This is a genomic window from Pseudomonas sp. B21-017 (assembly GCF_024749245.1).
Classification (GTDB): Bacteria; Pseudomonadota; Gammaproteobacteria; order Pseudomonadales; family Pseudomonadaceae; genus Aquipseudomonas.
In genome coordinates this window covers 2,124,216-2,148,992 of sequence record NZ_CP087194.1, presented here as the reverse complement: position 1 = coordinate 2,148,992, position 24,777 = coordinate 2,124,216, and the positions used below count along the sequence as shown (strand labels likewise).

The 24,777-nt window shown below is 59.9% G+C and carries 21 protein-coding genes and 1 pseudogene; 12 read left to right on the top strand and 10 right to left on the bottom strand.

The annotated features are described in order from the left end of the window. Position 1: 1 nt before the first annotated feature. The 8 genes from LOY28_RS09670 to LOY28_RS09635 all read right to left on the bottom strand — a co-directional run bounded on the left by LOY28_RS09670 (position 2) and on the right by LOY28_RS09635 (position 7,119). Positions 2-280 (bottom strand): acyl carrier protein, encoded by a 279-nt coding sequence (locus LOY28_RS09670; RefSeq protein WP_258613466.1) that lies wholly within the window; start codon positions 278-280, stop codon positions 2-4. A 10-nt stretch (positions 281-290) separates the two neighbouring features. Continuing rightward, the gene (locus tag LOY28_RS09665) at positions 291-1,409 is read right to left on the bottom strand and encodes a dihydrolipoamide acetyltransferase family protein (protein ID WP_258613464.1); all 1,119 of its coding nucleotides are present in this window, start codon (positions 1,407-1,409) and stop codon (positions 291-293) included. A 46-nt stretch (positions 1,410-1,455) separates the two neighbouring features. Further along, a complete protein-coding gene (locus LOY28_RS09660; RefSeq protein ID WP_258613461.1) occupies positions 1,456-2,442 on the bottom strand; it encodes an alpha-ketoacid dehydrogenase subunit beta in 987 nt (328 codons plus the stop codon). After that, entirely contained in the window at positions 2,439-3,422 is a 984-nt protein-coding gene (gene pdhA / locus LOY28_RS09655; protein ID WP_258613459.1) for a pyruvate dehydrogenase (acetyl-transferring) E1 component subunit alpha, read from the bottom strand. Before pdhA ends, LOY28_RS09660 begins: the two co-directional genes overlap by 4 nt. Then, positions 3,419-5,182: an acetate--CoA ligase gene (gene acsA, locus LOY28_RS09650; protein WP_258613457.1), complete on the bottom strand. Its 1,764-nt coding sequence runs from the start codon at positions 5,180-5,182 to the stop codon at positions 3,419-3,421. The genes pdhA and acsA overlap by 4 nt, the downstream gene beginning before the upstream one ends. Before the next feature lie 72 nt (positions 5,183-5,254). Then, positions 5,255-6,139, bottom strand: coding sequence for a universal stress protein (locus LOY28_RS09645; protein WP_258613455.1), 885 nt, complete (start codon positions 6,137-6,139; stop codon positions 5,255-5,257). A gap of 175 nt (positions 6,140-6,314) precedes the next feature. Continuing rightward, complete coding sequence (locus LOY28_RS09640) at positions 6,315-6,548, bottom strand: hypothetical protein (RefSeq protein ID WP_018928206.1); 234 nt, start codon at positions 6,546-6,548, stop codon at positions 6,315-6,317. Positions 6,549-6,621: 73 nt separating this feature from the next. Further along, the gene (locus LOY28_RS09635) at positions 6,622-7,119 is read right to left on the bottom strand and encodes a BCAM0308 family protein (protein ID WP_018928207.1); all 498 of its coding nucleotides are present in this window, start codon (positions 7,117-7,119) and stop codon (positions 6,622-6,624) included. A 298-nt stretch (positions 7,120-7,417) separates the two neighbouring features. Between LOY28_RS09635 and groL the strand changes: the two genes are divergently transcribed. The 3 genes from groL to LOY28_RS09620 all read left to right on the top strand — a co-directional run bounded on the left by groL (position 7,418) and on the right by LOY28_RS09620 (position 11,490). Beyond that, the gene (gene groL, locus LOY28_RS09630) at positions 7,418-9,034 is read left to right on the top strand and encodes a chaperonin GroEL (RefSeq protein ID WP_018928208.1); all 1,617 of its coding nucleotides are present in this window, start codon (positions 7,418-7,420) and stop codon (positions 9,032-9,034) included. A 148-nt stretch (positions 9,035-9,182) separates the two neighbouring features. Then, complete coding sequence (gene ftsH, locus LOY28_RS09625) at positions 9,183-11,009, top strand: ATP-dependent zinc metalloprotease FtsH (RefSeq protein ID WP_018928209.1); 1,827 nt, start codon at positions 9,183-9,185, stop codon at positions 11,007-11,009. Between the two features lie 55 nt (positions 11,010-11,064). Further along, a complete protein-coding gene (locus LOY28_RS09620) occupies positions 11,065-11,490 on the top strand; it encodes a potassium channel family protein (RefSeq protein ID WP_258613451.1) in 426 nt (141 codons plus the stop codon). 16 nt (positions 11,491-11,506) lie between these two features. On the opposite strand, the gene LOY28_RS09615 is transcribed toward LOY28_RS09620, so the two are convergent. Continuing rightward, positions 11,507-13,888 (bottom strand): phosphoketolase, encoded by a 2,382-nt coding sequence (locus LOY28_RS09615; RefSeq protein ID WP_258613449.1) that lies wholly within the window; start codon positions 13,886-13,888, stop codon positions 11,507-11,509. Positions 13,889-14,103: 215 nt separating this feature from the next. Between LOY28_RS09615 and LOY28_RS09610 the strand changes: the two are divergent. The 3 genes and pseudogenes from LOY28_RS09610 to LOY28_RS09600 form a co-directional block, all read left to right on the top strand. Further along, positions 14,104-14,844 (top strand): annotated as a pseudogene (locus tag LOY28_RS09610) (cyclic nucleotide-binding domain-containing protein); the annotation flags it as partial. A gap of 39 nt (positions 14,845-14,883) precedes the next feature. Beyond that, a complete protein-coding gene (locus LOY28_RS09605; protein WP_028939745.1) occupies positions 14,884-15,867 on the top strand; it encodes a zinc-dependent alcohol dehydrogenase family protein in 984 nt (327 codons plus the stop codon). 171 nt (positions 15,868-16,038) lie between these two features. Continuing rightward, the gene (locus LOY28_RS09600) at positions 16,039-17,853 is read left to right on the top strand and encodes a HAMP domain-containing histidine kinase (protein WP_258613447.1); all 1,815 of its coding nucleotides are present in this window, start codon (positions 16,039-16,041) and stop codon (positions 17,851-17,853) included. Positions 17,854-18,038: 185 nt separating this feature from the next. Here the strand turns inward: LOY28_RS09600 and LOY28_RS09595 are convergent, their stop codons facing one another. Beyond that, the gene (locus LOY28_RS09595) at positions 18,039-18,857 is read right to left on the bottom strand and encodes an aldo/keto reductase (RefSeq protein ID WP_018928215.1); all 819 of its coding nucleotides are present in this window, start codon (positions 18,855-18,857) and stop codon (positions 18,039-18,041) included. Between the two features lie 245 nt (positions 18,858-19,102). Between LOY28_RS09595 and LOY28_RS09590 the strand changes: the two genes are divergently transcribed. The 6 genes from LOY28_RS09590 (at position 19,103) to LOY28_RS09565 (ending at position 24,669) form a co-directional block, all read left to right on the top strand. Then, entirely contained in the window at positions 19,103-19,891 is a 789-nt protein-coding gene (locus LOY28_RS09590; protein WP_138867147.1) for an alpha/beta hydrolase, read from the top strand. A 279-nt stretch (positions 19,892-20,170) separates the two neighbouring features. Then, the gene (locus LOY28_RS09585) at positions 20,171-21,148 is read left to right on the top strand and encodes an NAD-dependent epimerase (protein ID WP_258613444.1); all 978 of its coding nucleotides are present in this window, start codon (positions 20,171-20,173) and stop codon (positions 21,146-21,148) included. Between the two features lie 49 nt (positions 21,149-21,197). After that, positions 21,198-21,938: a glycosyltransferase family 2 protein gene (locus tag LOY28_RS09580; protein WP_018928219.1), complete on the top strand. Its 741-nt coding sequence runs from the start codon at positions 21,198-21,200 to the stop codon at positions 21,936-21,938. After that, the gene (locus LOY28_RS09575) at positions 21,935-22,213 is read left to right on the top strand and encodes a lipid-A-disaccharide synthase N-terminal domain-containing protein (RefSeq protein WP_018928220.1); all 279 of its coding nucleotides are present in this window, start codon (positions 21,935-21,937) and stop codon (positions 22,211-22,213) included. Before LOY28_RS09580 ends, LOY28_RS09575 begins: the two co-directional genes overlap by 4 nt. A 3-nt stretch (positions 22,214-22,216) precedes the next feature. Next, the gene (locus tag LOY28_RS09570) at positions 22,217-23,737 is read left to right on the top strand and encodes a glycosyltransferase family 39 protein (RefSeq protein ID WP_258613442.1); all 1,521 of its coding nucleotides are present in this window, start codon (positions 22,217-22,219) and stop codon (positions 23,735-23,737) included. After that, entirely contained in the window at positions 23,734-24,669 is a 936-nt protein-coding gene (locus tag LOY28_RS09565) for an SdiA-regulated domain-containing protein (RefSeq protein WP_258613440.1), read from the top strand. The genes LOY28_RS09570 and LOY28_RS09565 overlap by 4 nt, the downstream gene beginning before the upstream one ends. Positions 24,670-24,777: the final 108 nt, after the last annotated feature.

The following is a 24,777-nucleotide window of genomic DNA, read 5'->3' as shown; positions in this document are numbered from 1 at the left end:
GTCATCGCCTACCTATCGATGGCGCCTGTCCGCCGGTTTTTTCCTTTTGCATCAGATACGCGACGAGCTTGTCCAGGGTGTCCACCTGTTGGTAATCGACTTCAGGAATGACCACCCCCAGGCTCCGATTCAGGGCCTCGATGAGGCGAAGCCAATCCATGGAGTCCAGATCAACCTCCTCGCGTAGCGGGCGGTCACCGGGTAATTGCTCGGGGTCGACTTCAGGAGCGATGCTCTTCAACGCGTTCAACACCTGATTGCGTACCGATAGCGGGTCCATGGGCTCACCCTCACAAATGCTCTGGGGTTTGTAACAAACGACGGACTTCCCCCAGGAAGCGTGCGCCGTAGTGACCATCGCTGACCCGATGATCGGCTGACAAGCTGCTGACGATGGTGGGCATCACACACAACTGGCCATCCTTGACCCAGGGCCGCTCGCCGATACGGCCAAAACCGACCAAGGCAACCTGGGGTGGGTAGATCACCCCCAGTACGCTGTCTACGCCCTGATCGCCGAGCTGGGTAACCGTGATGCCGGCGCCACCCAGTTCGGAGCTGCGCAGAGAACCGCTGCGGGCGCGCTCCACCAGGCTGGACAGTTCACGCATCAAATCGGTCAAGGACGTGTCGGCCACATGCCGCAGGACCGGGGCGACCAGCCCGCCCTGGCGCAAGGTGATTGCCACGCCAAGGTCTGTATCGGCTGCCGGTTTAAAGCCGTTGTCCTGCCAGGAACCGTTGAGTTGTGGATAGTCGCGCAAGGCCAACGCCACCGCTTTGAGCAGCAAGACACCGGGTAACAGGCGCTCCGGCAATGGGCTTTGCGCGTTGTGTGCCTGCAGCCAGGCCATGGCCTTATCCAGGGCAATGGTTTCGCTCAGGTAGTAATGGGGAATCTCGCGTTTCGAACGACTCATCGCCGCCGCGATCGTGTGACGCATGGCCTGGTTGCGGTCGGGTTCCGGCGCCACACGGGCGGCTGCTTCGACATCTTCCAGGGTCACCACGCCGTGTGGACCATGGCCCTGCAACTGACTGGCATCGAGCCCCAGTTCGGCCGCGCGCTTGCGTGCCGCGGGAGAAATCTTCGGCCGCCGCGCAGAAAGGTTTTCCGCCTCACGCGGCACTGGCGCGGGCGTCGCTGTCCCTCGCGCGCTCTGCGGACTTTCACCCGGTTCCAGCAACTGCGCGATGACGGTACCGACAGGCATCTTGGCGCCGACATCGATCAGCAGTTGCAACACCGTGCCATCGTGCCAGCACTCCACATCGATAGCCGCCTTGGCCGTATCGACGACGGCAATCACCTGACCACGCTTGACCGCATCACCGGGATGGACTTTCCATTCCAGCAACGTGCCTTCATCCATATCAGCTCCCAGCGACGGCAATTTGAATTCGATCATGGTTGCCCCTCCTGGCCCGATACCTGGACGCGGTACATGCCTGTCATCACGTTGCATTCCCCTCGCACAGCTCATGTGCGGCGGCGACGATCGTCGACACTTGAGGCAGTGCGGCTTCTTCAAGATGCCGGGGATAAGGCATCGGCACTTCGGCGCTGCACACCCGCGCTGGCGGTGCATCCAGTTCGTAAAAGCCCTGCTCGACGATCCGCGTGATGATTTCCGCTGCCAGGCTGCCGCTGCGCCAGCCTTCATCGACGACGAGGGCGCGGCGGGTTTTGCAGACCGAGGTCATGATTGTGCTGTCATCCAGAGGGCGCAGAACCCGCAGGTCGATGACTTCACAATCAATGCCCTCCCCGGCCAGTTGCTCAGCCGCCGTCAGGGCTTTGCCGAGGGTGCCGCCATACGCAATCAGGGTCAGGTCCTTGCCGACTCGACGGACCTTGGCGGCACTGATATCCAGAGCCTTCCAGTCGCCGGTATCACCCTCCATGCTGTAGAGCTGGGCGTGTTCGAAAATCAGCACCGGGTCCGGATCCAGCAGCGCAGGCCAGAGCATGCCGCGTGCATCCTCGACGGTCGCCGGGGCGAGAATTTTCAGCCCGGGGATATGCGCATACCAGCCTTCGAGGCTGTGAGAGTGTTGCGCCGCAAGCTGACGTCCCGCGCCCGTCGCCATGCGCACCACCAGAGGAACCGAGAATTGTCCGCCGGACATATGCCGCAGGGCAGCAGCGGTGTTCATCAGAGGATCGAGGGCAAGCAGGCTGAAATTCACAGTCATGATTTCTACAATCGGCCGCATGCCCCCCAGTGCCGCCCCGATACCGGCCCCCACGAAGCCCAATTCGGACAACGGCGCATCTCGAATGCGTTCCGGGCCGAATGCTTCAAGCAGCCCCAAAGAGACGGCATAGCTGCCACCGTAACGGCCGACGTCTTCGCCCATCAGAAACACCCGAGGGTCGCGTTGCAACGCTTCACGCAGGGCCTCGCGCAACGCATCGCGGTAGGTCATGCGAGTGCTCATGGTGCGGCCCTCGGCGTGTAGACATCGCGAGACAGATCCTCCAGCGGTTCCAGGCTGGCGCTTTCGGCATAAGCGATGGCGGCCTCCACTTCAGCGTCCACCTGGGCCAGGATCGCCAGAAAACCGGGTTCGTCCAACAGGCCTTGGGCCTTGAGCCGGGCACTGTAGGTGTGAATCGGTCCGCGGGTCTTCCACTGCTCCACCTCGGCCTTGTCGCGATACAGCTGCGGGTCGAACATCGAGTGGGCGCGAAACCGATAGGTACGAAACTCCAGAAAAAAAGGCCCGCGCCCTTGCCGGATATGTTCAACCGCTTCACGGGTGGCTTCGTACACCGCGACCACATCCATGCCATCGACAGACCGGGTCTGGACCTTGTACGCCGAAGCTTTGGCACACAGGTCGGTTTGCGACTGCGAACGCTCCAGGGCCGTGCCCATGGCATAGAGGTTGTTCTCGCAGCAAAACAGCATCGGCAACTGCCACAGAGCGGCCAGGTTGATCGACTCGTGAAATGCCCCCTCTGCCATGGCACCTTCACCGAAAAAGCACGTGGAGAGCCGTGATCCACCCTGCATACGCTCGGCCAGCGCCAGGCCGACAGTAAGTGGCAAGCCGCCGGCGACGATGGCATTGCCGCCGAAGAAACGTGTACCGGCATCGAACAAGTGCATCGAACCGCCACGCCCTCGCGAGCAGCCTTCCTGGCGCCCGTACATCTCGGCCATGATGGTGTTCATGGGCACTCCCTTGATCAGGGCATGGCCATGTTCGCGATACGTCGCGACCACCGCATCGTCGGCTGCCAGCGCATGCAAAGCGCCGACCGCCACCGCTTCTTCACCGATGTACAGGTGCAGGAAGCCACGGATCTTGCCTTCCCCGTACAGCTCGCCGGCGCGCTCCTCAAGACGACGGATGCGCACCATGTCTCGCAGCAAGTCGAGAGCAAAGTCCTTGGGCAACGATTGAAGACTCATGACGGATTCTCCAGGCTGGAAGTATCGCCCTCCGGCAAACCCAGCTCCCGGGCCTTGAGCAGACGTCGCATGAGCTTTCCGCTGCGGGTGTGCGGCAGTGCCTGCATGAACGCCAGTTCCTTTGGCGCGACCACGGCACCGAGACGCTTGCGTCCATGGCCCAGCAATTCATCGTGCAGGGCCGGGCTGGCGGTGAATCCGCTCTTGAGCGAAACAAACGCCTTCACGGTTTCACCCAGCAGAGGATCGGGCTTGCCAATCACGGCGGCCTCGGCCACTGCCGGATGTTCCATCAGTGAGCTTTCCACCTCGAACGGGCCGATCAGGTGCCCGGCCGACTTGATGACATCGTCGCCGCGACTTACGAACCAGAAATAACCGTCGGCATCGCGACGCACCAGATCGCCACTGAGGTACCACTCGCCGACAAAACTCTGTCGATAACGCGCCTCTTGCCCCAGATAAGTACGGAACATGGCGGGCCATGGCCGTTTCAGAGCCAGTTCACCGACTTCATTCTCCCCAAGAAACACCAGCGAACCGTCCGCCTTGCGCTCGACAATGGCCGCCTCGACACCGGGCAAGGGTTTGCCCATGGAGCCCGGTTTAATGGCCATCGAGACCGTGTTGGCAATCATGATTCCGCCGGTTTCGGTCTGCCACCAGTTGTCGTGGATCGGCAGCCCCAACACCTCTTTGCCCCACCAGACAGCCTCGGGATTGAGCGGCTCGCCGACACTGGCAATAAACCGCAGGCAGGGAAAGTGATGGCGGCGCGCCAAGGCGTCACCGGCTTTCATCAAGAGGCGAATGGCCGTCGGTGCCGTGTACCAGACCGTCACCTGTTGCTCTTCGAGAATCCTGCACCAGCGTTCGGCATCGAATTCGTTGCCCTCGACCACGCTGGTCACCCCCATCAGCAGCGGCGCGAAAATCCCGTATGAAGTCCCCGTGACCCAGCCCGGATCGGCGCTGCACCAGTAAATATCTTCAGGGTGTAAATCCAGGGCGTATTTGGCGGTGACCCGGTGCGTCAGCGCGGCGCCGTGCACATGCAACACGCCTTTGGGGGTGCCGGTCGTGCCGCTGGTGAAGTGTAGAAGTGCGGGGCTGTCGACCGTTGTCCGGGCGATGTCAAAATCGTCAGCGGCTTCGGCCAGCAATCGATGCACACTGAGGGTGCCCGCCACAGCGTTCGTATCCCCACCCTCGGCGTCATATAGCAGTACATGCTTGAGTGCCGGCAAATGCTCACGAACCGCTGCGATCTTGCGTCGATAAAGAGTTTCGCTGGTCAACAGCACGCTGCCTTCACCAAGACGCATCCGGGTTTCGATGGGCTCGGGGCCGAACGCGCAGAATAACGGCGAAACCACGCAACCGAGCTTCAAGCCACCGAGCACGCCCAGATACAGCTCCAGCCCTTGGCCACAGAGCACAAACAAGCGTTCACCGGGGGCCACGCCCAATGTTTTCAGCACATTGGCAAAGCGATTAGTCAGCGTGCTCAGTTGCCCGTAGCTGATGTCGCGGTGCCCGCCATGGCGATCGAGAATGCGCAACGCCGTATGTTCGCGCTCCCCTCCCATCGCATGCCGATCCACCGCCTCATAGGCGAGGTTCATGCCGCCCCCTGGCAATCCGGCCAATTCGAGCGCCTCCACCTGCCATGAAAAGGCTGCGCGGGCTTGCTCGCTGTCCAGCCAATTGGGCTTTGTCGGCAAACGGGTGAGTTTCTTTTTGATCATCGGCAAATGCATGGGCTTCACCTCAACGGCTGTTCATCACAACCCGTCACCCAGGAGTGTGATCAACCGTGAACGGGGCCGTCCCTAGACCGCCAGGACGCTGCATGGCACCTGATACAGAATATGTTCGGTCGTGCTGCCCACCAGTTTGTTCAATCCATGGGACTGGACTCTGCCCATCACGATCACGTCCACCTGATTTTCCTCGGCAAACTCACTCAGCGCCGAGACCGGGTGCCCCAGAATGAAATGCCGGCGGTCAGAGGCCACACCGTACCGACCGGCCAGCGCCAGGAACGATTTTTCCAGCTCCCTGCGCAGCTGCTTGGTCAGCTGTGACAGTGTCAGGCCGCCGCCGCCCATATCGCCCAGATAGTCTGTCGTGTCGCAGGCATACAGCAGGTGCAACTCGGCATTGCACTGCAGCGCAAGGCCATTGGCCTGCTGGATGATCCGGTCATTCAACTCTTTGTCGGCATCGTTACCCGAAGCGTCAACGGCGGCCACGATCTTGTGCGGCAAGGTATGGCCACTGCCGCCAATCAGATAGACCGGCACTGGACAGTGGCGCAGCAAGTGCCAATCCAGCGGGGTGAAGAACGCGCGCTTGAGCGCCGATTCATGCTGAACCTCCTTGATCAACAGGTCGGGCTGCATTTCCGTGACGTGATCCAGAATGTCCTGCTGCAGGTCATCGGCCCAGGCCACTTCTGCCGTCACCTCGATCCCCAGGCCACGGATATTTTTTGCCTGATACTTCAACCAGTCGCGGTGGTCCTGCAGGTAGGTTTCCCGCGCCGTTTCCCGCACGCCCTCTTCAAGCAGCGACAGAATATCCAACGACTTTATCAAGGCAGCGATATGCAAACGTGCCCCGCTGGCCTTGGCCAGGGCCGCCGCATGTTGTATCGCAGGAGACTGGCGCAGGGCCGGGTTGATGATCAATAACAACCGTTGATACTGGCTCATGATCTGACTCCAGGCAGGTGGGCTTCAACGCGCCATGGCCTGTTGCGAGGGCGCGGTCGGTGCGCCCTCGCTGGACCAGGCACCAGCGTCACCTCAGACTCCTCCGTTGGAATCGCTTTGGCGTTGATATAAATCAAATACCTTCGCCGGGCAGGCTACCGGCAGCAGCCCTCCATCATGGGTCGCTCTTGTTCATGGTTTTCAACCATTCCTGGTGGGCTTGACGGTATTTGTCATCCGCCAGTTTTTTCGCTGCAGAAAATCGTTGTATCGTCTGGGTCGAAACAGGCTCGCTCAACAACGCATAGGCTTGTTTGCTCAGTCGGTCGGCTTCGGAAAAGAGCTCCGCGCAACGATTGATTGATTCAGAACAGGCGGCGGATTTTGTCGTTGAATCATTGGCGATCATGGTCGTACTCCTCGATCCCGACCTCCTGTCATTTCTTCAAGTTTTGTAGCGTCGAGTACACCTTCCCCCGGCTCTACTCGTCACGCCTCCAGTCGATGTTCACCCCGAACTCATCATCGCTGTACTGATAATCGGCGTGCCCTTTGAAGGCCGCTTTCAGTGCATGACCCAGGCGGTTCGCGAGATGGATGCCTGTGGTGGTCACAACCAGCGCCCCCTCCGAATCGGTCAGGCTGATGATGCGCTCCAGGGCATGCTCCGCTTTTTCCTTTTTCTCGGTGTTTTCGATCAGGTTGATGATTTCGTTTCGATGCGCGGGCAAGAAGCTGCCCGATAGCGTGAGCGTACCCGCCGGCTTGTTGTCATTGGTACGCTGACAGGCTGGGCAGGTCACTGATTGCGCATCATGAACCACCGTGTTTTCAGGAACTTTCCAGGTCCAGTTACCTGCCTGGTAAGCGGCCCCACACTGCGGGCAGACGGCAGAGCCTTCGATTTTCGGCAAGCAATAAGGATCATGGGCCGGTGTTTTGAACAGCTGGTTTTTCTGACTCTGCTGAAACTTGTCCATGGTCTTTCCTCGCAAATGAGTTGGCTAAAAATCCCACGCGAACCGTGTTTTCAAATCGCCCCCCCTTCCAGTCAGGTCCACTGAAAACACGGTGGATTTGAAGATTTCATTTGGGCCCGGTTTGCTGCGGCGCAGGTTGATATTTGTCAATTCGGGCCAACAACCGACGGTCGATCATCCGAACGGTACGTACTGCGACTGCACGCCTGCCTGTGTGACTTTGTTGATAAAAATCAACGCTGCACGTGCCATTTCATAGAAGCTGAAACAATGCAGAACTCTTCAGGAGAACAACCTGATGGCTCACACTAAAATCCTGTTTCGTGCTGGCGCTCGCGAGAAAATCCTCAGCGGAGCCACACAATTGGCGGACGCTGTCCGGGTGACCCTGGGACCGAAATCGAAATCGGTGTTGATTCAGAATAAATGGGGCAATCCGACGGTCTGCAACGATGGCGTGACGATTGCCAAACGGATCGACTTGCTGGACCCCGAGGAGAATCTGGGTGCGCAAATGCTGCGTCAGGCGGCGGAACGCACCGGCGAGGCCGTGGGGGACGGGACCAGCACATCGACGGTCCTGGCCCATGCAATCCTGGCTGACGGCATCCGCAACGTCGTCGCGGGCGCCAGTGCGATCGACCTCAAGCGCGGTATGGACCGGGGGCTTTCTCTGGTCATGCAATCACTGCTGGCACAATCGCGCCCGGTCAGCACACCCAAGGAAAAAGCCCAGGTGGCCACGCTTTCGGCCCACAACGACGCGGTCATCGGTCAGCTGGTGGCCGACGCTCTGGAAAAGGTCGGCATTGAAGGTGTTGTCAGTGTCGAAGAGTCCAAGACCACCGAAACAGTGGTCGAGGTCATGGAAGGGATGCGCCTGGATCGTGGATATGTCTCGCCCTACTTCGTAACCGATACCGAGAAGATGCAGGCCGAACTCGACGATGCCTACCTGCTGCTCTGTGACCATAAGATCGGCGTGCTCAAAGACCTGCTGCCATTGCTGGAATTGATTGCCAAAAGTGGCCAGCCACTGGTCCTGATCGCCGACGACATAGAAGGTGAAGCGTTGACCACGTTGGTGGTCAACCAGATTCGAGGGGTATTGCGCGCGGTGGCGATCAAGGCGCCAGGTTTCGGTGATCGACGCAAGGAAATGCTTCAGGACATTGCCGTTCTGACCGGCGCAACCCTGATCTCCAATGAGCTGGGGATCAACCTCGAACAGGTGGAGTTGAGCCAGTTGGGTCGGGCTCATCGCGTCGTGGTGCAAAAAGACAGCACCGCGCTGATTGGCGGCGCAGGTACACGCGAGGCTATCGAGGCGCGCCTGCAACAGATCCGCGTTCAAATGGACAACACCACCAGCGATTACGACCGGGAAAAACTGCAGGAACGCCTGGCCAGGCTGTCTGGCGGCGTGGCGGTGATCCGCGTCGGCGCGCCTTCCGAAGCGGAAATGAAATCGCGCAAGGATGCACTCGACGATGCGATTTCCGCGACCCGGGCAGCGATCGCCGAAGGCATTGTTCCAGGTGGCGGCCTGGCGCTGCTCAAGGCGGTGCCGATGATCGCAGCCGAGGAAGCCAGCCATGAGGGCGATGTCAAAACCGGCCTGCAGATTCTGCGCCGGGCTCTGGAAGCACCGGCCCGGTTCATCGCTGAAAACTCGGCGGTGGATGCCGGCGTGGTCATTGCCCGCATGCTCGCCGAACCGGGCAACGTGGGCTTCGATGCGGCAGCCAATTGTTATGTGGACATGTACGAAGCCGGCATCATCGACCCGACCAAGGTGGTGCGTATTGCCCTGGAAAATGCCGTGTCGGTTGCCAGTGTCCTGCTGCTCACCGAGGCGACCATGACGGATATTCCAGAAAAGGAATCGCCTGCCCAGCCACCGTTTCCTGAATGACCGGCACGAGGTGAGGTGATCCAGACCCGAGGTCTCTGTGCACATCATCCGGCGCCCTGCGCGAGGGAGAAGCTGAAGCAGGCTATCTTTATAGTAAACGGGATGGCCGCTGGCTTACCGATATGCGTTCACACTCTGAGCCAAGGCCATGAAAAAGAACGACCGGTGGAACCTGTCCTACTTCGCGATCGCTTTTATCGTCATGGGCCTCATGCAGGTCTTCTTTGTCGAGCGCCAGGCCGTGCAGCCCCTGCCCTACAGCCAGTTCATGCAATTGTTGAACGAGCAAAAAGTCAGTGACTTGCAGATCGACAAGGACCGGATCAGCGGCAAATTGGTGGAGCCCATCGACGGACGTGACCGGTTCTCCACGGTGCGGGTCGATCCGGCGCTGGCGACCGAACTCTCCCAATCGGGCGTCGGTTTTACCGGGGTCAACGAAAACACCTTTATGAACAGCCTGTTGGGCTGGTTGTTGCCGTTCATAATGATCATGGTGTTCTGGCATTTCCTGTTTCGCGGGATGGCGGACAAACAAGGCCTTGGCGGGTTGATGAATGTCGGCAAGTCGCGGGCCAGGATCTTTGTCGAACGCGACACTGGAGTGACCTTCGCCGATGTCGCGGGCATTGACGAAGCCAAGGCCGAACTGGTGGAAATCGTCTCGTTCCTCAAGGACAAGGCCCGATACGCACGCCTGGGCGCGCACATTCCCAAGGGCACCTTGCTGGTGGGCCCGCCCGGCACCGGCAAGACCCTGGTGGCCAAAGCCATCGCCGGTGAAGCCGGTGTGCCGTTTTTCTCGATTTCGGGGTCCGAATTTGTCGAAATGTTCGTCGGGGTCGGTGCGGCCCGCGTCCGCGACCTGTTCGAACAGGCACGCCAGGCGTCGCCCTGCATCATCTTCATCGATGAACTCGACGCACTGGGCAAGATGCGTGGCGTCGGCGTGTTAGGCGGCAATGACGAAAAAGAACAGACCCTCAACCAGTTACTGGCCGAACTGGACGGCTTCGATCCGCGTGAGGGCGTGGTATTGCTGGCTGCGACCAACCGGCCGGAGGTCCTTGATCCGGCGCTGTTGCGCGCAGGGCGCTTCGACCGGCAGATTCTGATCGACCGTCCCGATCGCAAAGGGCGGCAGTCGATTCTTAAGGTTCATCTGAAGAAAATCACCGTGGAACCAGGCCTCGATAGCGCACGTATCGCCGAAATCACCACTGGTTTCACCGGCGCCGACCTGGCCAACCTGGTGAACGAAGCGGCCATCGTCGCCACCCGTCGCGGCGCCGAGGCGGTCAGCCTGAACGACTTCACCGCCGCAGTGGAACGCCTTATCGCGGGGCTTGAACGCAAGAGCAGCCTGCTCGATGCCGACGAGCGCCGGGTGGTGGCCTATCACGAGATGGGGCATGCCCTGGCCGCGAGCAGCCTGCCGGCCATGGACCCGGTGCATAAAGTTTCGATCGTGCCCCGGGCCATCGGCTCGCTGGGCTATACCTTGCAGCGACCGACCGAGGATCACTTCCTGATCAGTTGCCAGACACTCAAGGACCGGATTGTCGTGCTGATGGCCGGACGCGCCGCCGAGGACCTTGTCTACGGCCAGATCTCCACCGGGGCCGCCGACGATCTGGGCCGCGCGACCGATATCGCCCGGCAACTGATCACCCGCTTCGGCATGAGCCCCGAGCTCGGACAATCGGTGCTGGAAAAGCAAACCCCAACGTACCTGGGAGATCGCATGGCCACGATGGGCGAAAAGGATTACTCGGAACAGACCGCCCGGGAAATCGACCTGGGTATTCGCGCCCTGCTCGATGAAGCCTACCAACGGGCCAAGGCGCTGCTTCAGAGTCGTCGGGCCGACCTGGACGAGGGCGCCCGCCTGTTACTGGAAAAGGAAACCCTCACGCCCGAGGAGTTCCCGGCGCTGATGCCATTCAAGCCCACCCCGGCATTACCAGCCCCATGACGCTGCGAACAATCGCCCGCAGACGGCGCCCTGCCCCCATCGCTGAAGGCCCATCATGTTCGCAGTCACGCTAATCAACACGTTGGTGGTGGTCATCACGGTGGTGATTCACTACGAATGCCTGCTGCGTCTGAACGATTGGCTGCCCAGGCTCAAACTCTGGAGCCGCTTTCGGATCGTCGTCGGGGTATTCGGCGCGATGGTGGCTCATGCGGTAGAAGTCTGGTGTTTCGCGCTGGTCTATTACCTGCTGATCCGTTCCGGCGAATGGGGCAGCCTGAGCGGCAATTTCGATGGCTCGTTCATGGACTGCGTGTACTTTTCCTTCACCACGTTCACGACCATCGGTTTCGGCGACATTTCACCCATGGGAAACCTCAAGTACCTGACCGGATTGGAGGCACTGACGGGGCTGGTGCTGATTTCCTGGACCGCTTCGTTCCTGTTCCTGGAGATGCAGAAATACTGGAAGAACAAATAGCGCCCGACGCCTTCCATCAACCCTGATTGCCCGGCGCAGGCGTCCATTGCCACTCCATCACTTCGGGCATGTCCTGCCCGTGTTCGATAAGGTAAAGCTTGTGTTTCTCCATCGTCGCCCAGTAGCGCGCCCGGGCGGTCTGGAGTTGATCGTGCAGCCTGGGCACGCGCTCGATGACATCCAGGGCCAACTGATACCGATCCAGATTATTGAGCACTGCCATGTCGAACGGCGTGGTGGTCGCCCCCTCGTCCTTGAAGCCGCGAACATGGAAGTTTTCATGATTGGTGCGCTTGTACAGCAGCCGGTGGATCAGCGCGGGGTAGCCGTGGAAGGCAAAGATCACCGGCCGGTCGACGGTAAACAATTCATCGAAGGCGCTGTCGGGCAAACCGTGGGGATGGTGGTACGACGGCTGCAGGACCATCAGGTCGACGACATTGACCACCCGCACCCGAAGATCCGGCACGTATTCGCGCAGCAAAGTGACCGCCGCCAGGGTTTCCAGGGTCGGAACGTCGCCGGCACAGGCCATCACCACGTCCGGATCGCTGTCATCGCGGCAGGCCCAGTCCCAGCGTCCGATACCGGCCTGGCAATGACGAATGGCGGCATCGATGTCCAGCCACTGCCACTCCGGTTGCTTGCCGGCCACGATCACGTTGATGTAGTTGCGGCTCCTGAGGCAGTGATCGGCCACTGACAGCAGGCAATTGGTATCGGGCGGCAGGTAGATCCGCACCACGTCCGCCGTTTTGTTCGCCACCAGATCGATGAACCCCGGGTCCTGATGGGAAAAACCATTGTGGTCCTGGCGCCAGACATGGGAGGTGAGCACATAGTTGAGCGAGGCCACCGGTTTGCGCCATGGCACTTCGGCGGCGGTTTTCAGCCATTTGGCATGCTGGTTGAACATCGAGTCGACAATGTGGATGAACGCCTCGTAACAGGAAAACACCCCATGCCGGCCGGTCAGCAAATAACCTTCGAGCCAGCCTTCGCACACCTGTTCGCTCAGAATCTCCATCACCCGGCCATCGGCCGACAGATTGACGTCATCAGGCCCCAGCGGCTCCATCCACGCCTTGGCACTGACTTCATACACCGCATCCAGCCGGTTCGAGGCGGTTTCGTCCGGGCCGAACAGGCGAAAATTGCTCGACGTCAGATTGCATTTCATCACGTCGCGCAAAAACCGGCCCAGCACCCGCGTGGCCTCAGCCCGCAGGCCACCGGGCGCCTCGACGTTCACCGCATACTGGGTGAACCGTGGCAGATCCAGCGCGCGCAACAGCAGCCCACCGTTGGCGTGGGGGTTGGCGCTCATTCGCCGATGGCCGGTCGGTGCCAGCGCCGCGATCTCGGGCAACAAGGTGCCATTGGCGTCAAACAATTCGTCGGGGCGGTAACTGCTGAGCCATTCCTCCAGTTGCCGCAAATGCTGCGGCTGCTGGAAGTCGGCCAAGGGCACTTGATGCGCCCGCCAGGTGCCTTCGACCCGCTGGCCATCGACGAATGTCGGCCCCGTCCAGCCCTTGGGCGTGCGCAAGATCAGCATTGGCCACAGGGGTCGCTCCAGCGTCCGGGACGACGATCGTTGACGCGCGCCCCGCTGAATGTCGCGAATTTCCTGCACGATGGTGTCCAGCGTTCTGGCCAGGGTTTGATGAACCTCGGCCGGGTCATCGCCTTCGACGAAATACGGATCGTAGCCATAGCCGTACATCAACGCCGACAACTCCTCCTCGCTGATGCTGGAGAGCACCGTCGGGTTGGCGATTTTGTATCCGTTCAAATGCAGAATCGGCAGCACCGCCCCGTCACGCGCCGGGTTGAGAAACTTGTTGGAATGCCAACTGGCCGCCAGCGCCCCGGTTTCCGCCTCGCCGTCGCCAATCACACACGCCACGATCAGGTCCGGGTTGTCGAACGCGGCACCGTAGGCATGGGCCAGGCTGTAGCCCAGCTCGCCGCCTTCATGGATCGATCCCGGAATCTGCGCCGACACATGGCTGGAAATGCCATACGGCCAGGAAAACTGCCGAAACAGTCGGGCCAGGCCATTGGTATTGCGCCCCACCGACGGGTAGAGCTCGGTGTACGTGCCTTCCAGGTAGGTCTGGGCCACGATGGCCGGCCCGCCATGCCCGGGGCCGGCGATGAAGATCATGTTCAGGTCGTGGGCCGTGATCAGGCGATTGAGGTGCGTATAGATCAGGTTCAACCCCGGCGTCGTGCCCCAGTGCCCCAGTAACCGTGGCTTTACATCCGCCAGCGTCAGCGGCACCGCCAGCAGCGGATTGTCCTTGAGGTAGATCTGCCCGACCGCCAGGTAATTGGACGCCCGCCAGTAGGCATCCAGCCCTTCCAGTTGCTCGGCACTCAGAAAATCGCTCATGACGTCCTCCGCCAGGGGCCCCGGTAAACCGGGAGACATGCGTCGATTCTGGGTGTCTGCACGGCCTAAGACTTGATTTACATCAAGTCTTGGGCCGTCTATCCCGGCTCAACAGGAACAAGATTTTCCCCGCTCATCGATTCTATCTGTAAACGCCCGATTGAAACGGGGGATCCGAACTATGCTCTAAGCTCCTGTCAGGGGGAGTTTTTGCGATGCCTGAAACCCGGCCATATCAACATCACTATCTGAAAGCCGCGTGCTCCAATTGCAGCGTTCTGGAGTTGTGTCTGCCGATTGGCCTGACCAGCAACGAAGTCGAACGACTGGATACCCTGATCATTCAGCGTGTAAAGGTTAAAAAAGGTGCAGCCCTGTACCGGGCCGGCGATCCGTTGCGCTCGCTCTACGCGGTGCGGATCGGTTCATTCAAGACCAGCATGCTGTCGGTCGACGGCCGCGAGCAGGTCACCGGGTTTCAGATCCCCGGCGAGATGCTCGGTCTGGACGCTATTAGCGACGATCATCACACTTGCAGTGCCTTTGCCCTGGAGGACAGTGAAGTCTGCCCCTTCAACTTCGCCCAACTGGAGAAACTCGCCCTGGAGCTGCCCTCGTTGCAGCACAACATGAACAAGATCCTGAGCCGGGAAATCGTCCGTGAGCACAACCTGCTGATGATGATGGGCAACATGAACTCCGATGAACGCCTGGCCGCCTTCCTCCTGAACCTGTCGCAACGGTTGAGCATTCGGGGTTACTCGTCCAGAGACTTTGTGCTGAAGATGCGTCGCGAAGAGATCGGCTCCTACTTGGGCCTGCGTCTGGAAACCATTTGTCGGGGCATCGCTCATCTACGGGACTCGGAACTGGTCGAGATTTCCGGGCGTAACGTCAAAGTGCTGAATCTGGACGGGCTCAAGCAACTGGTCGCCGGCTGCCACCGGGAATCCCCCTGTAACGCCTTGCGGTGCATCGGCTTTTGGAGAATCGTCATGCGCGCCATGGTTCTGCATGCCCCCGGCCAGCCGCTGCAACGGGAAGAACGTCCCGTGCCGCAGCCCGGCGCGCAGCAACTGTTGATCAAGGTTTTGGCCTGTGGCGTGTGCCGCACCGACCTGCATTTAGTGGACGGTGAACTGCCGCAAGCAGTGCTGCCGCGGGTGCCGGGCCATGAAATCGTCGGTGAAGTGACGGCGGTGGGTGGCGACGTTTCGCCCGACTGGGTCGGTAAGCGCGTCGGCGTTCCCTGGCTTGGCTGGACGTGCGGTGAGTGCACGTTTTGCTGCTCGGGCCGTGAAAACCTCTGCGACCGGGCACAGTTCACCGGCTGTCATCGGGATGGCGGTTATGCCGACTACACGGTTGCCGATGCCCACTTCTGTTTCCCCCTCCCGGACGCGCTCTCGACCACCGAAGCCGCACCGCTGCTGTGTGCCGGGCTGATCGGTTTTCGCGCCTTGCAAATGGCCAAAGGTGCACGCCACCTGGGCCTCTATGGCTTCGGCGCGGCGGCGCATCTGGCGATTCAGGTGGCGCGGGGCCGGGGGCAGCAGGTGTACGCCTTCACTCGACCGGGCGACAGCGAGGGCCAGGCTTATGCCCGGACTCTGGGAGCCGTGTGGGCAGGCCCTTCAGATCAGCCACCACCGCATCCGCTCGACGCCAGCCTGATCTTCGCCCCCGTCGGTGCGCTGGTGCCGCTGGCGCTGGAGGCCAGCGTCAAGGGCGGTTGTGTGATTTGCGCCGGCATCCACATGAGCGACATCCCCAGCTTCCCCTATCGACTGTTGTGGGGCGAACGCAGCGTCCGCTCGGTGGCGAACCTGACCCGCGAAGACGGCACCGCGTTTTTTGCCGAACTGCGCCATACGCCCGTGCACAGCGACGTCACCTGTTTTGCCCTGGACGATGCCAATCAGGCGCTGGCAAGCCTGCGGGCCGGTCAGGTCAAAGGGGCGATCGTGCTCGTCCCCTGACGCTCGCCCCTGCCGTTCGGTGTTTTTTCCGGCACCGTCCACCAACAACGCTAGGCTTACGGATGACGTGGCGATGCCTCGTCATTCTGCAGGGAGCGCAAAAAATGGAATTAATTGACCGTTGGCAGCCTCTCTCTCTCAGGACAGCCTGTATCAGGGAGGAATGCCGCCATGCAGATTTCTAATCATTACAAATGGTCTGCCTTGGCAGCCATTGCACTGACCCTCTTCAGCGTACTGATATTTTTGCTGATCAAATCCTACTCGTACGACACATCGACCTACTTCGAATCGCGCGACTTCGTTCGTCAACTCAAGCAATACGATGCCAATTGGAACGTGAAGCTCCTGCGAGCCAAAATCGGCATGAACAACAACCTGTTGCTGGTGGCGCCGCCTGAAGCGGAAGAGCGCTGGCAACAGCTCGATAGCCTCAACGCTGTCGGCCCGCTCCCGACCCTTTGGCAAACCCGACGCCAGGGCTATCTGGAGGCGGTAGAAAACAAAGCCCGGTTGGTTGAGCAATTCAAACAGCACAACACGGCCTTGCGAACAGCATTCGAGGCCCTGCCTACGCTGGAAGATGCCATTCGGGTGTTGCAGGAAGATTCCAACGACAAACTCTCGTCGGTGGATGCTCGGGCGGCGTCAGTGGTGTTCGATCTTACCTTGGACACCCTTGAGTACGCCCTCTATGTCAGCAGCGAACGGGCTGAGGAAATCTCCGGGCATCTGGAATATCTGAATGAGTACATCAATCAACTGCCGCCTGAACGGCGCCCGACTTTCACTGCACTTGTAGACGCTGTGAATGCCATTGTGCGAGAGCAGCCCATCGTCAATGACCTGGTTGATCGCATCAGTGTCATTCCGGTCGCACAGCAACTGGACAGCATCAACGAGTTATTGAACGAGACACAACGGCGCACAGCCGCGACAGATCGCCAATACCACCTTTACCTGGGGATCTGCGCTGGCATCATGGCGCTACTGCTGCTGTACTTGGCCGCCCGTCTGATTCGCAGTTATGCGCTGATCAATAAGATGAACAACCAATTGCAGACAGCGAACGAGCGGCTGGAGCAACGCGTCGAGGAACGCACCCATGAACTGTTGGAAGCCGAGCGCGAACTGATCGACGCCGCGCGGATGGCCGGTATGGCAGAGATCGCGACCAACGTGCTGCACAACGTCGGTAATGTGTTGAATAGCGTTAACGTCTCCGCGGAATTGATCACCCGCAAATTGTCGACCAGCAAAACCCTCGGCCTGGGCAAAGCGGTAAACATGATCAATGAACATGCCGAAGACCTGGGGCAGTTCATGACGCACGATGAAAAAGGCAAACTGCTGCCCCTTTACTTCAATCAACTGGTCGATTCCATCGCGACCGAGCAATCGAGCATCGTTGACGAGCTGGCGCAACTCACCAAGAGCATCGATCACATCAAGGATATCGTCGCCACCCAACAGGCCTATGCCGGCGCCGCCCGGCTGGTCGAGCCGTTGAATGTCGTCGATCTGTTCGAAGATGCGTTACGCATGAATTCCGGCGCCTTGAGCCGGCACCATGTCACCGTCATCAAAGACTACCAGGCCACACCGACCATCATCGGCGACAAACACCGACTGTTGTTGATCCTGATCAACCTGATCAGCAATGCCAAATATGCGATGTCCAGGGTCAGCGATCATCAGCGCCGTATGACGCTGGGCGTCAGGATTATCGATAACGCAACGCTGCGCTTCAGCGTAGAGGATCAGGGCGAAGGGATCGCCGCCGAGAATTTGGCCCGCATCTTCAATCACGGCTTTACCACGCGCAAGGAAGGTCATGGTTTTGGCCTGCACAGTTGCGCACTCGCGGCGGTGGAAATGAACGGGCACCTTCGCGTCCATAGCGATGGACCCGGCCAGGGAGCGATTTTTACCCTGGAAATTCCGCTGGAGATGGCGCAAGTAATGCCAGCCGCCGTAAGCCTGTAGCAGCTGCCGAGCAGCGGCTGCGTTCGCTGGTAGCAGCTGTCGAGCCTGCGAGGCTGCGTTCGGCGGCGAAGCCGTCGTCAAACCAGAGCTTGCGGCGCATCAGGCAGACCGCGTCAGTCGGACTCACGACTGCTGCGCAGCCGAACGCAGCCTCGCGCTGCTCGGCAGCTGCTACAAGGTAGCCGTCACCCCACCAGCGCAATCAATTGCTGGCGCTGTGCATCCGTGAGCATCGGGCCGAAACCTGCACCGGCGTTTTCCGCCATGTAGCGCGGGTTGCCAGTGCCGGGGATGACGCAGGTCACCGCCGGATGAGCCAGCAGGAACTTGAGCGCCAGTTGCGCCCAGCTGTTGATCCCCACTTGCGCAGCCCACCCCGGTAGCGGTTTGCCTTTCAATCGAGCGATCAGGCCGCCGCCACCGAAGGGCCGATTGCAGATCACCGCCACACCGCGCTCACGACACAGCGGCAGGATTCGCTTTTCGACAGCGCGGTCGTCCAGGGCATAGTTGATCTGCAAAAAATCCATCGGCTCGCCTTTCAACACCGCCTCCACTTCGTCGTAGGCCGACGCCGTGTAATGGCTGATGCCGATGTAGCGGATGCGCCCTTCTGCCTTCCATTGACGCAAGGTCGGCAAATGGGTTTTCCAGTCCAGCAGGTTGTGAATCTGCATCAGGTCGATCCGGTCGGTCTGCAACAGTTTGAACGACTGCTCCATCTGCGCGATGCCTTCTTCGCGGCCACGGGTCCAGACCTTGGTGGCCAGGAAGGCCGGCGAGCGAGGGCGATGGATCGACAGCAGCTCACCGGTGGTCTGCTCGGCGCGACCGTACATGGGCGAACTGTCGATCACCTTTCCACCCTTCTCGAACAACGCGCTGAGCACCGCCTGCAGTTGCTTGTAAGCAGCGTCGGCTGGCGTGACATCAAAACCGCGATAAGTACCCAGGCCGACGATGGGCAACGGCTCGTTGCTGGAAGGAATGGCTCGGGTCAGCATGTTCTTGCCTCCGTGTGGCGAGGGGGCTTGCCCCCGTTCGGCTGCGCAGCAGTCGTAAACCATTGCATGTGGTGTACCGCGATTGCAGGTTTTGGGGCCGCTTCGCGACCCAACGGGGGCGAGCCCCCTCGCCACAGGTGCTCGCACCCACACGGGCATTGGGCGGCGCTTCTGCACAGCTGAAATTGCTGGACTACACTCTGGCGACGCTCCAGCAATAGCTGTCTCAAGGCCCGAAGCAGTCCATGCCGTCCACTAAACTTAGCCGAATGTCGCGAACCCTGGTGTCTCTCTTCGCTTTCATTGCCGTTGCATACCTGCTGCTCTGCGTCGCGCTGTTCGTGTTTCAACGGGCCCTCATCTACTACCCGCAACCTCGCGCCATCGACACACCCGAATCGCTTCTTACCTTGTCAGTCGCCGACGCGCAGGTGCTGGTGACCGTCAGGCCGCACGACGGGCCGAAGGCGTTGATCTACTTTGGTGGCAATGCCGAGGACGTTTCCCGCAGCCTGCCCGGGTTTTCGCAAGCGTTTGCGGATCATGCGATCTACTTGCTGCATTACCGAGGCTACGGTGGCAGTACCGGGTCGCCGTCCGAGGAGGCGATTCAGCGTGACGCCATGGCCTTGTTCGACTATGTCTACAACAGCCATCCCGATATTGCAGTGATCGGACGCAGCCTGGGTTCAGGCGTTGCCGTGCGCCTCGCCAGCCAGCGCCCGGCGTCGCGGCTGATCCTGATCACGCCCTACAACAGCCTTGAAGACCTCGCCGCCCGCCAGTTTCCCTGGTTCCCGGTGAAATGGCTGTTGCAGGACAAGTTCGAATCCTGGAAATACGCCGCTCACATCACCGTCCCGACGCTGTTGGTTGCGGCCGAGCACGACGAAGTCATACCGCGCGCAAGCACAGACCGGCTCTACACCCATTTCGCCAAAGGCGTGGCCTCGCTGCAGGTCATACCGGACACGGGCCACAACTCGATCTCCGAGAGCCCCAACTACCTGAAAATGCTAGGCGCCGCGTTGTGAGCACCCTCATACCAGCACGCCTTTAAGCAGGTGGTCAGAAAAACGAAGTAATTACTTAACGTTTTTTTTACAATCCAACTGGCAGGGTATACGGCTGCCATTTCTGCGGCTCATGATGTGCACTGCACAGAATTTTACCAATACAATGGAGCAAGGCATGGAGCCAATGGTGGCAAAAAGCCCAAAAAATATACTGATCAGCGAGTACTTACAGGGGATTGTGATGCAAAAGCGCCCTTTGCGCAGAATCGGAATCAGTCACTCACAGGCGCAGGCCTCATGACGGTTCTGGTTACTGGCGCCGCCGGTTTTATTGGGTATCACACCGTCAAGCGTTTGTGTCAAGAAGGCCTTGAAGTCGTCGGTATCGACAATCTCAACGACTATTACAGCGTAGAACTCAAACACGCACGGCTCAAAGAGCTTGAATCCTTGCCGGGCTTTCGTTTCCAGGCCTTGGACATCGTCGACAAACCGGCCTTGATGGCCTTGTTCAAAGACCATGCTTTCACCGAGGTTGTGCACCTGGCCGCCCAGGCGGGTGTTCGCTATTCACTGGACAACCCGGATGTCTATGCGCAGTCCAATCTGGTGGGCTTTCTGAATGTGCTGGAAGCTTGCCGGCAACATCGCCCCGCGCATTTGATCTATGCCTCGAGCAGCTCGGTGTATGGCACCAACAGCAAAATGCCGTTCTGTGTCGAAGACGCCGTCGATCACCCCATTTCGCTGTACGCCGCCAGCAAACGCGCCAATGAACTGCTGGCGCACAGCTATTGCCACCTTTATGGCCTGAAGGCCAGCGGCCTGCGCTTTTTCACCGTTTACGGACCTTGGGGGCGCCCCGACATGGCGCTGTTCAAGTTTACCGAGGCGATCCTGAAAGGCTTGCCGATCGACATCTATAACCATGGCCAGATGTCGCGCGATTTCACCTATGTCGACGACATCGTTGAAAGCGTCGCCCGCCTGCGCTCCAAGCCACCGGTGCCGAACGAGCCGGGCGCTGGCGTAAACCGGATTTTCAACATCGGCCGTGGCCAACCCGTGCCACTGCTGGAGTTTGTCGACTGCCTGGAATCGGCGCTGGGCATCAAGGCCCAACGCAATTTCATGCCGCTACAGGCAGGCGATGTGATCAAGACCTGGGCCGACATTTCGGCGCTGGCCGAGTGGGTCGATTTCCGCCCTCAAGTGGCGGTTGAAACTGGCGTAGCGGAATTTGTGAAGTGGTATCGCCACTTCTATCAGATATAAAACGTTAGCCCTTGATAAAAATAGACCAGGGAGCAAGGGAGAGGACTCTATGAGCCAAGACATTTTTGTATCTGTATTGATTCCAGCAAAGAATGAAGCAAACAACCTCAAGCCGTTACTTGAGGAAGTCCACGCCGCATTGAACGGTGAGGCCTACGAAATCATTGTGGTGGACGATGGCAGCACCGACTCCACCCTGCATGAGCTGCGGCAGCTGAAAAACAATGGCCTGGACGCGTTGCGCATCCTGCGCCATGAGCGCTCGCTGGGGCAAAGCACCTCCCTCTACCACGCGGCAATCGCCGCCCGGGGGCAATGGCTGGCCACGCTTGATGGCGACGGTCAAAACGACCCCGCGGACATCCCCGGGATGTTGGCGCTGGTGCGCGGTGAAAAGGGTCTGGTCGACGTTCAGCTGGTAGCCGGGCACCGGGTCAACCGCCGCGATACCGCAAGCAAACGCTGGGCTTCGCGTTTTGCCAACGGGCTGCGTCGCCGCCTGCTCAATGACGATACCCCGGACACCGGCTGCGGGCTGAAGCTGATCGAACGCGCGGCGTTTCTGCGCCTGCCGTACTTCGACCACATGCATCGGTACATTCCCGCGCTGATCCAGCGTCACAACGGCCGAATGATCGTCCACCCGGTCAACCACCGGCCCCGCACCGCGGGCGTGTCCAAATACGGCAACATCGACCGCGCCTTGGTGGGCATTCTCGACCTGTTCGGTGTGTGGTGGCTGATCAAGCGCACGCGGTTGAACACCAACGCGCAGGAGATCGAAGGATGAACCTCTCCCGCGAAACCCTGTGGCTGGTGGTCGGCTTCGCTGGCCAGATCGCCTTTACCGGTCGCTTCATCCTGCAGTGGCTGTATAGCGAGTACAAAAAACGCAGCGTGATCCCGGTGAGTTTCTGGTACCTGAGCATTGTCGGCAGCGCCCTGCTGCTCGCTTATGCCATTTACCGGGCAGACCCGGTGTTCATCGCTGGCCAGGCCTTTGGTTCCATCGTCTATCTGCGCAATTTGCAATTGATTGCCCGCACCAAACACCTGAAGGACTGAGCCATGCGTAAAACCCTGTCGCCCAGCATCGAATGCCTGGGCCTGGTGCTGCTTGCCTTGCTGTTGATCGGCGCTGGCCTGGGGCTGCGTCAACCGCAAAACGTCGACGAGGAACGTTTCCTCGGCGTAGCGCTGGAGATGCTGCACAACGGGTCATGGTTCATCCCTCACCGCGCTGCGGAGATCTACGGCGATAAACCGCCGATCTTCATGTGGATGGTGGCGTTCTTCGCGTGGCTCACCGGCCTGCCCGCCCTCGCCCTGTATATTCCGGGGATGTTGTCGGCGGCGACGGTCACGGCCGTGGTCTACGACCTGGGCCGCCGGCTGTGGAATCAGCGCATCGGTCGAATAGCCGCGCTGTTGTACCTGGCCACCTATCAGACTTACAGCATCCTGCGTACCGGCCAGATCGACAGCCTGTTGATTCTGTTCACCTCCCTGGGCCTGTACGGACTGGCGCGGCACCTGCTGCTCGGGCCAGCCTGGCGCTGGTTTTACGTGGGCTGCGCCGCCATGGGAATTGGCATAATCACCAAAGGGGTCGGCTTCGTCCCGGCCTTGATGCTGATTCCGTATGCCTACGCGGTGCGCAAAAACTGGTCCGGCGTGGTGGCCATGCCCGGCCAGAAGCGCAAATGGTTCCTGGGCTTTCTGGTGGCGCTCGGGGCTATCGCGATATGGCTGCTGCCTCTGGCACTGTCCATTGTGCTCAATGGCACCGCGGAAGAAGTCGCCTATGCGCGAGAAATCCTGCTGCGCCAGACAGCGGGACGCTATGCCGCCGCGTGGGACCATCGCGAACCGTTCTGGTACTTCTTCGTCAACGTGATCCCGCAATACTGGCTGCCGCTGGTGCTGGCCCTGCCGTGGCTGGTGCCGGCCTGGCGCAAGCAACTGCGCAAGCACGACGGTCGAGTGCTGGTGCTGTTGAGCTGGGTCGTGCTGGTGGTGCTGTTTTTCTGCCTGAGCACCGGCAAGCGCAAGTTGTACATCTATCCGGCATTGCCCGGTCTGGTGCTGGTGGCGGCGCCGCTGATTCCCTGGCTGCTCAAGCGCTGGTTCGGAAAACGTCCGCGCGGTATGCGGGTATTCCAGGCGCTGGTGGTGAGCTGGTTCGTTCTGTGGTTCGCCCGCGGGTTCATCGAGCCGATCAAGGAAGGTCCCAACCCCCACGAAGCGATCATGGCGCAGGCGGCGACCATGACCCACGGTGCCGAGCTGGTGCTGGTCGACTGGCGCGAGGGCCACTGGTTATTCGCCCGGCAGCCGATCGTGCATTTCGGGATGAGCAGTTCCTCGGTCGAACAAGCGGCGCAATGGCTACGCGAACACCGTGATGCCTACGCCCTGGTCCCGGACGAAGTGCTGAGCAAGTGTTTCAATCCCGAGGCCGCTCATGAGCTCGGCGAAACGTCTCGCGCGCAATGGTCGATCGTCGGCGCCGATGCCGATAACGGCCAATGCCAGCCCGGACAACCCAAAAAGGTCTATCGCTTCAGCTGGGACAAGGACAAGTCATGAGCAAGAGAGGGAAGCTGGGGATATTGTTCATTGTTGTATTGCTTGGCGCCTACGTGGTTTCTGCACATTTCATGGTTCACCAGCAGCTGTATGCGTACTGGAAAACTCTTTGGCATGGTAATCAGGCGCCCGATAAAAATATCTGGCTGCCGGACTATAAAGCCGTGATCCAGGCCAAGCCTGTCGCGGACATCACCAATCTGTCCGGCATCGCCTATGACCCGGACCATGATCGACTGCTGGGCATCACCAATGGTGGGCCCATGCAGATTGTGGCCATGAACCGCAACGGCGATCTGCTTGAACGTTACCCGCTGATCGGCTTCCAGGACACCGAAGGTCTTGCTTACCTGGGTAACGGACGCGTAGTGATCGCCGATGAACAGTTGCAGCGACTGTACGTCATCACCTTGCCGGACAGCCCTGGCCCGATCCATGTCGAGAACGCCCCGTTCGTTGCCATCGAGATCAACCTGAGCGAACACAACAAGGGCTTTGAAGGCGTGACCTATGATGCGGCCAATGATCGTATCTTCGCGATCAAGGAGCGCGATCCGCGGCAGCTGTTTACGGTCACGGGCATGCTGGCATCCATCGGCAGCCCGTTGCAGGTGCACATCCAGGACTTGACCCACTGGATTGACCGTAGCGTCTTCGGCCTGGACCTTTCCGAGGGTTACTATGACCCGCAGACCGGTCACTTGCTGTTATTGAGCGAGCAATCCAGCAACGTGACCGAACTGGACCAGGACGGCAACTTCGTCAGCTTCCGCTCCCTGCTCGGCCTGAATGACCTGAAAAAAACCATACCGCAAGCCGAAGGCATGACCATGGACACCTCCGGCGAGCTGTACATTGTGAGCGAGCCCAACCTGTTCTATCGGTTCTCCAAGTCCAAAGCTGCTGTGGCGGAAAATCAGCAGAAGCAATAATGGGTTTTGCACCGGATGGGCCGGCCCCGACCATCTATCGGACTAGTTTCCAATCTTTGCGCCATTGAGGACATTCCGGGTCTTTAATGGTTGCAGGATTCCAAGCCA

Coding starts and splice junctions, on each gene's coding strand:
- LOY28_RS09670 (WP_258613466.1), bottom strand. CDS start 280: ATGGACCCGCTATCGGTACGCAATCAGGTGTTGAACGCGTTGAAGAGC.
- LOY28_RS09665 (WP_258613464.1), bottom strand. CDS start 1,409: ATGATCGAATTCAAATTGCCGTCGCTGGGAGCTGATATGGATGAAGGC.
- LOY28_RS09660 (WP_258613461.1), bottom strand. CDS start 2,442: ATGAGCACTCGCATGACCTACCGCGATGCGTTGCGCGAGGCCCTGCGT.
- pdhA (WP_258613459.1), bottom strand. CDS start 3,422: ATGAGTCTTCAATCGTTGCCCAAGGACTTTGCTCTCGACTTGCTGCGA.
- acsA (WP_258613457.1), bottom strand. CDS start 5,182: ATGCATTTGCCGATGATCAAAAAGAAACTCACCCGTTTGCCGACAAAG.
- LOY28_RS09645 (WP_258613455.1), bottom strand. CDS start 6,139: ATGAGCCAGTATCAACGGTTGTTATTGATCATCAACCCGGCCCTGCGC.
- LOY28_RS09640 (WP_018928206.1), bottom strand. CDS start 6,548: ATGATCGCCAATGATTCAACGACAAAATCCGCCGCCTGTTCTGAATCA.
- LOY28_RS09635 (WP_018928207.1), bottom strand. CDS start 7,119: ATGGACAAGTTTCAGCAGAGTCAGAAAAACCAGCTGTTCAAAACACCG.
- groL (WP_018928208.1), top strand. CDS start 7,418: ATGGCTCACACTAAAATCCTGTTTCGTGCTGGCGCTCGCGAGAAAATC.
- ftsH (WP_018928209.1), top strand. CDS start 9,183: ATGAAAAAGAACGACCGGTGGAACCTGTCCTACTTCGCGATCGCTTTT.
- LOY28_RS09620 (WP_258613451.1), top strand. CDS start 11,065: ATGTTCGCAGTCACGCTAATCAACACGTTGGTGGTGGTCATCACGGTG.
- LOY28_RS09615 (WP_258613449.1), bottom strand. CDS start 13,888: ATGAGCGATTTTCTGAGTGCCGAGCAACTGGAAGGGCTGGATGCCTAC.
- LOY28_RS09605 (WP_028939745.1), top strand. CDS start 14,884: ATGCGCGCCATGGTTCTGCATGCCCCCGGCCAGCCGCTGCAACGGGAA.
- LOY28_RS09600 (WP_258613447.1), top strand. CDS start 16,039: ATGCAGATTTCTAATCATTACAAATGGTCTGCCTTGGCAGCCATTGCA.
- LOY28_RS09595 (WP_018928215.1), bottom strand. CDS start 18,857: ATGCTGACCCGAGCCATTCCTTCCAGCAACGAGCCGTTGCCCATCGTC.
- LOY28_RS09590 (WP_138867147.1), top strand. CDS start 19,103: ATGCCGTCCACTAAACTTAGCCGAATGTCGCGAACCCTGGTGTCTCTC.
- LOY28_RS09585 (WP_258613444.1), top strand. CDS start 20,171: ATGACGGTTCTGGTTACTGGCGCCGCCGGTTTTATTGGGTATCACACC.
- LOY28_RS09580 (WP_018928219.1), top strand. CDS start 21,198: ATGAGCCAAGACATTTTTGTATCTGTATTGATTCCAGCAAAGAATGAA.
- LOY28_RS09575 (WP_018928220.1), top strand. CDS start 21,935: ATGAACCTCTCCCGCGAAACCCTGTGGCTGGTGGTCGGCTTCGCTGGC.
- LOY28_RS09570 (WP_258613442.1), top strand. CDS start 22,217: ATGCGTAAAACCCTGTCGCCCAGCATCGAATGCCTGGGCCTGGTGCTG.
- LOY28_RS09565 (WP_258613440.1), top strand. CDS start 23,734: ATGAGCAAGAGAGGGAAGCTGGGGATATTGTTCATTGTTGTATTGCTT.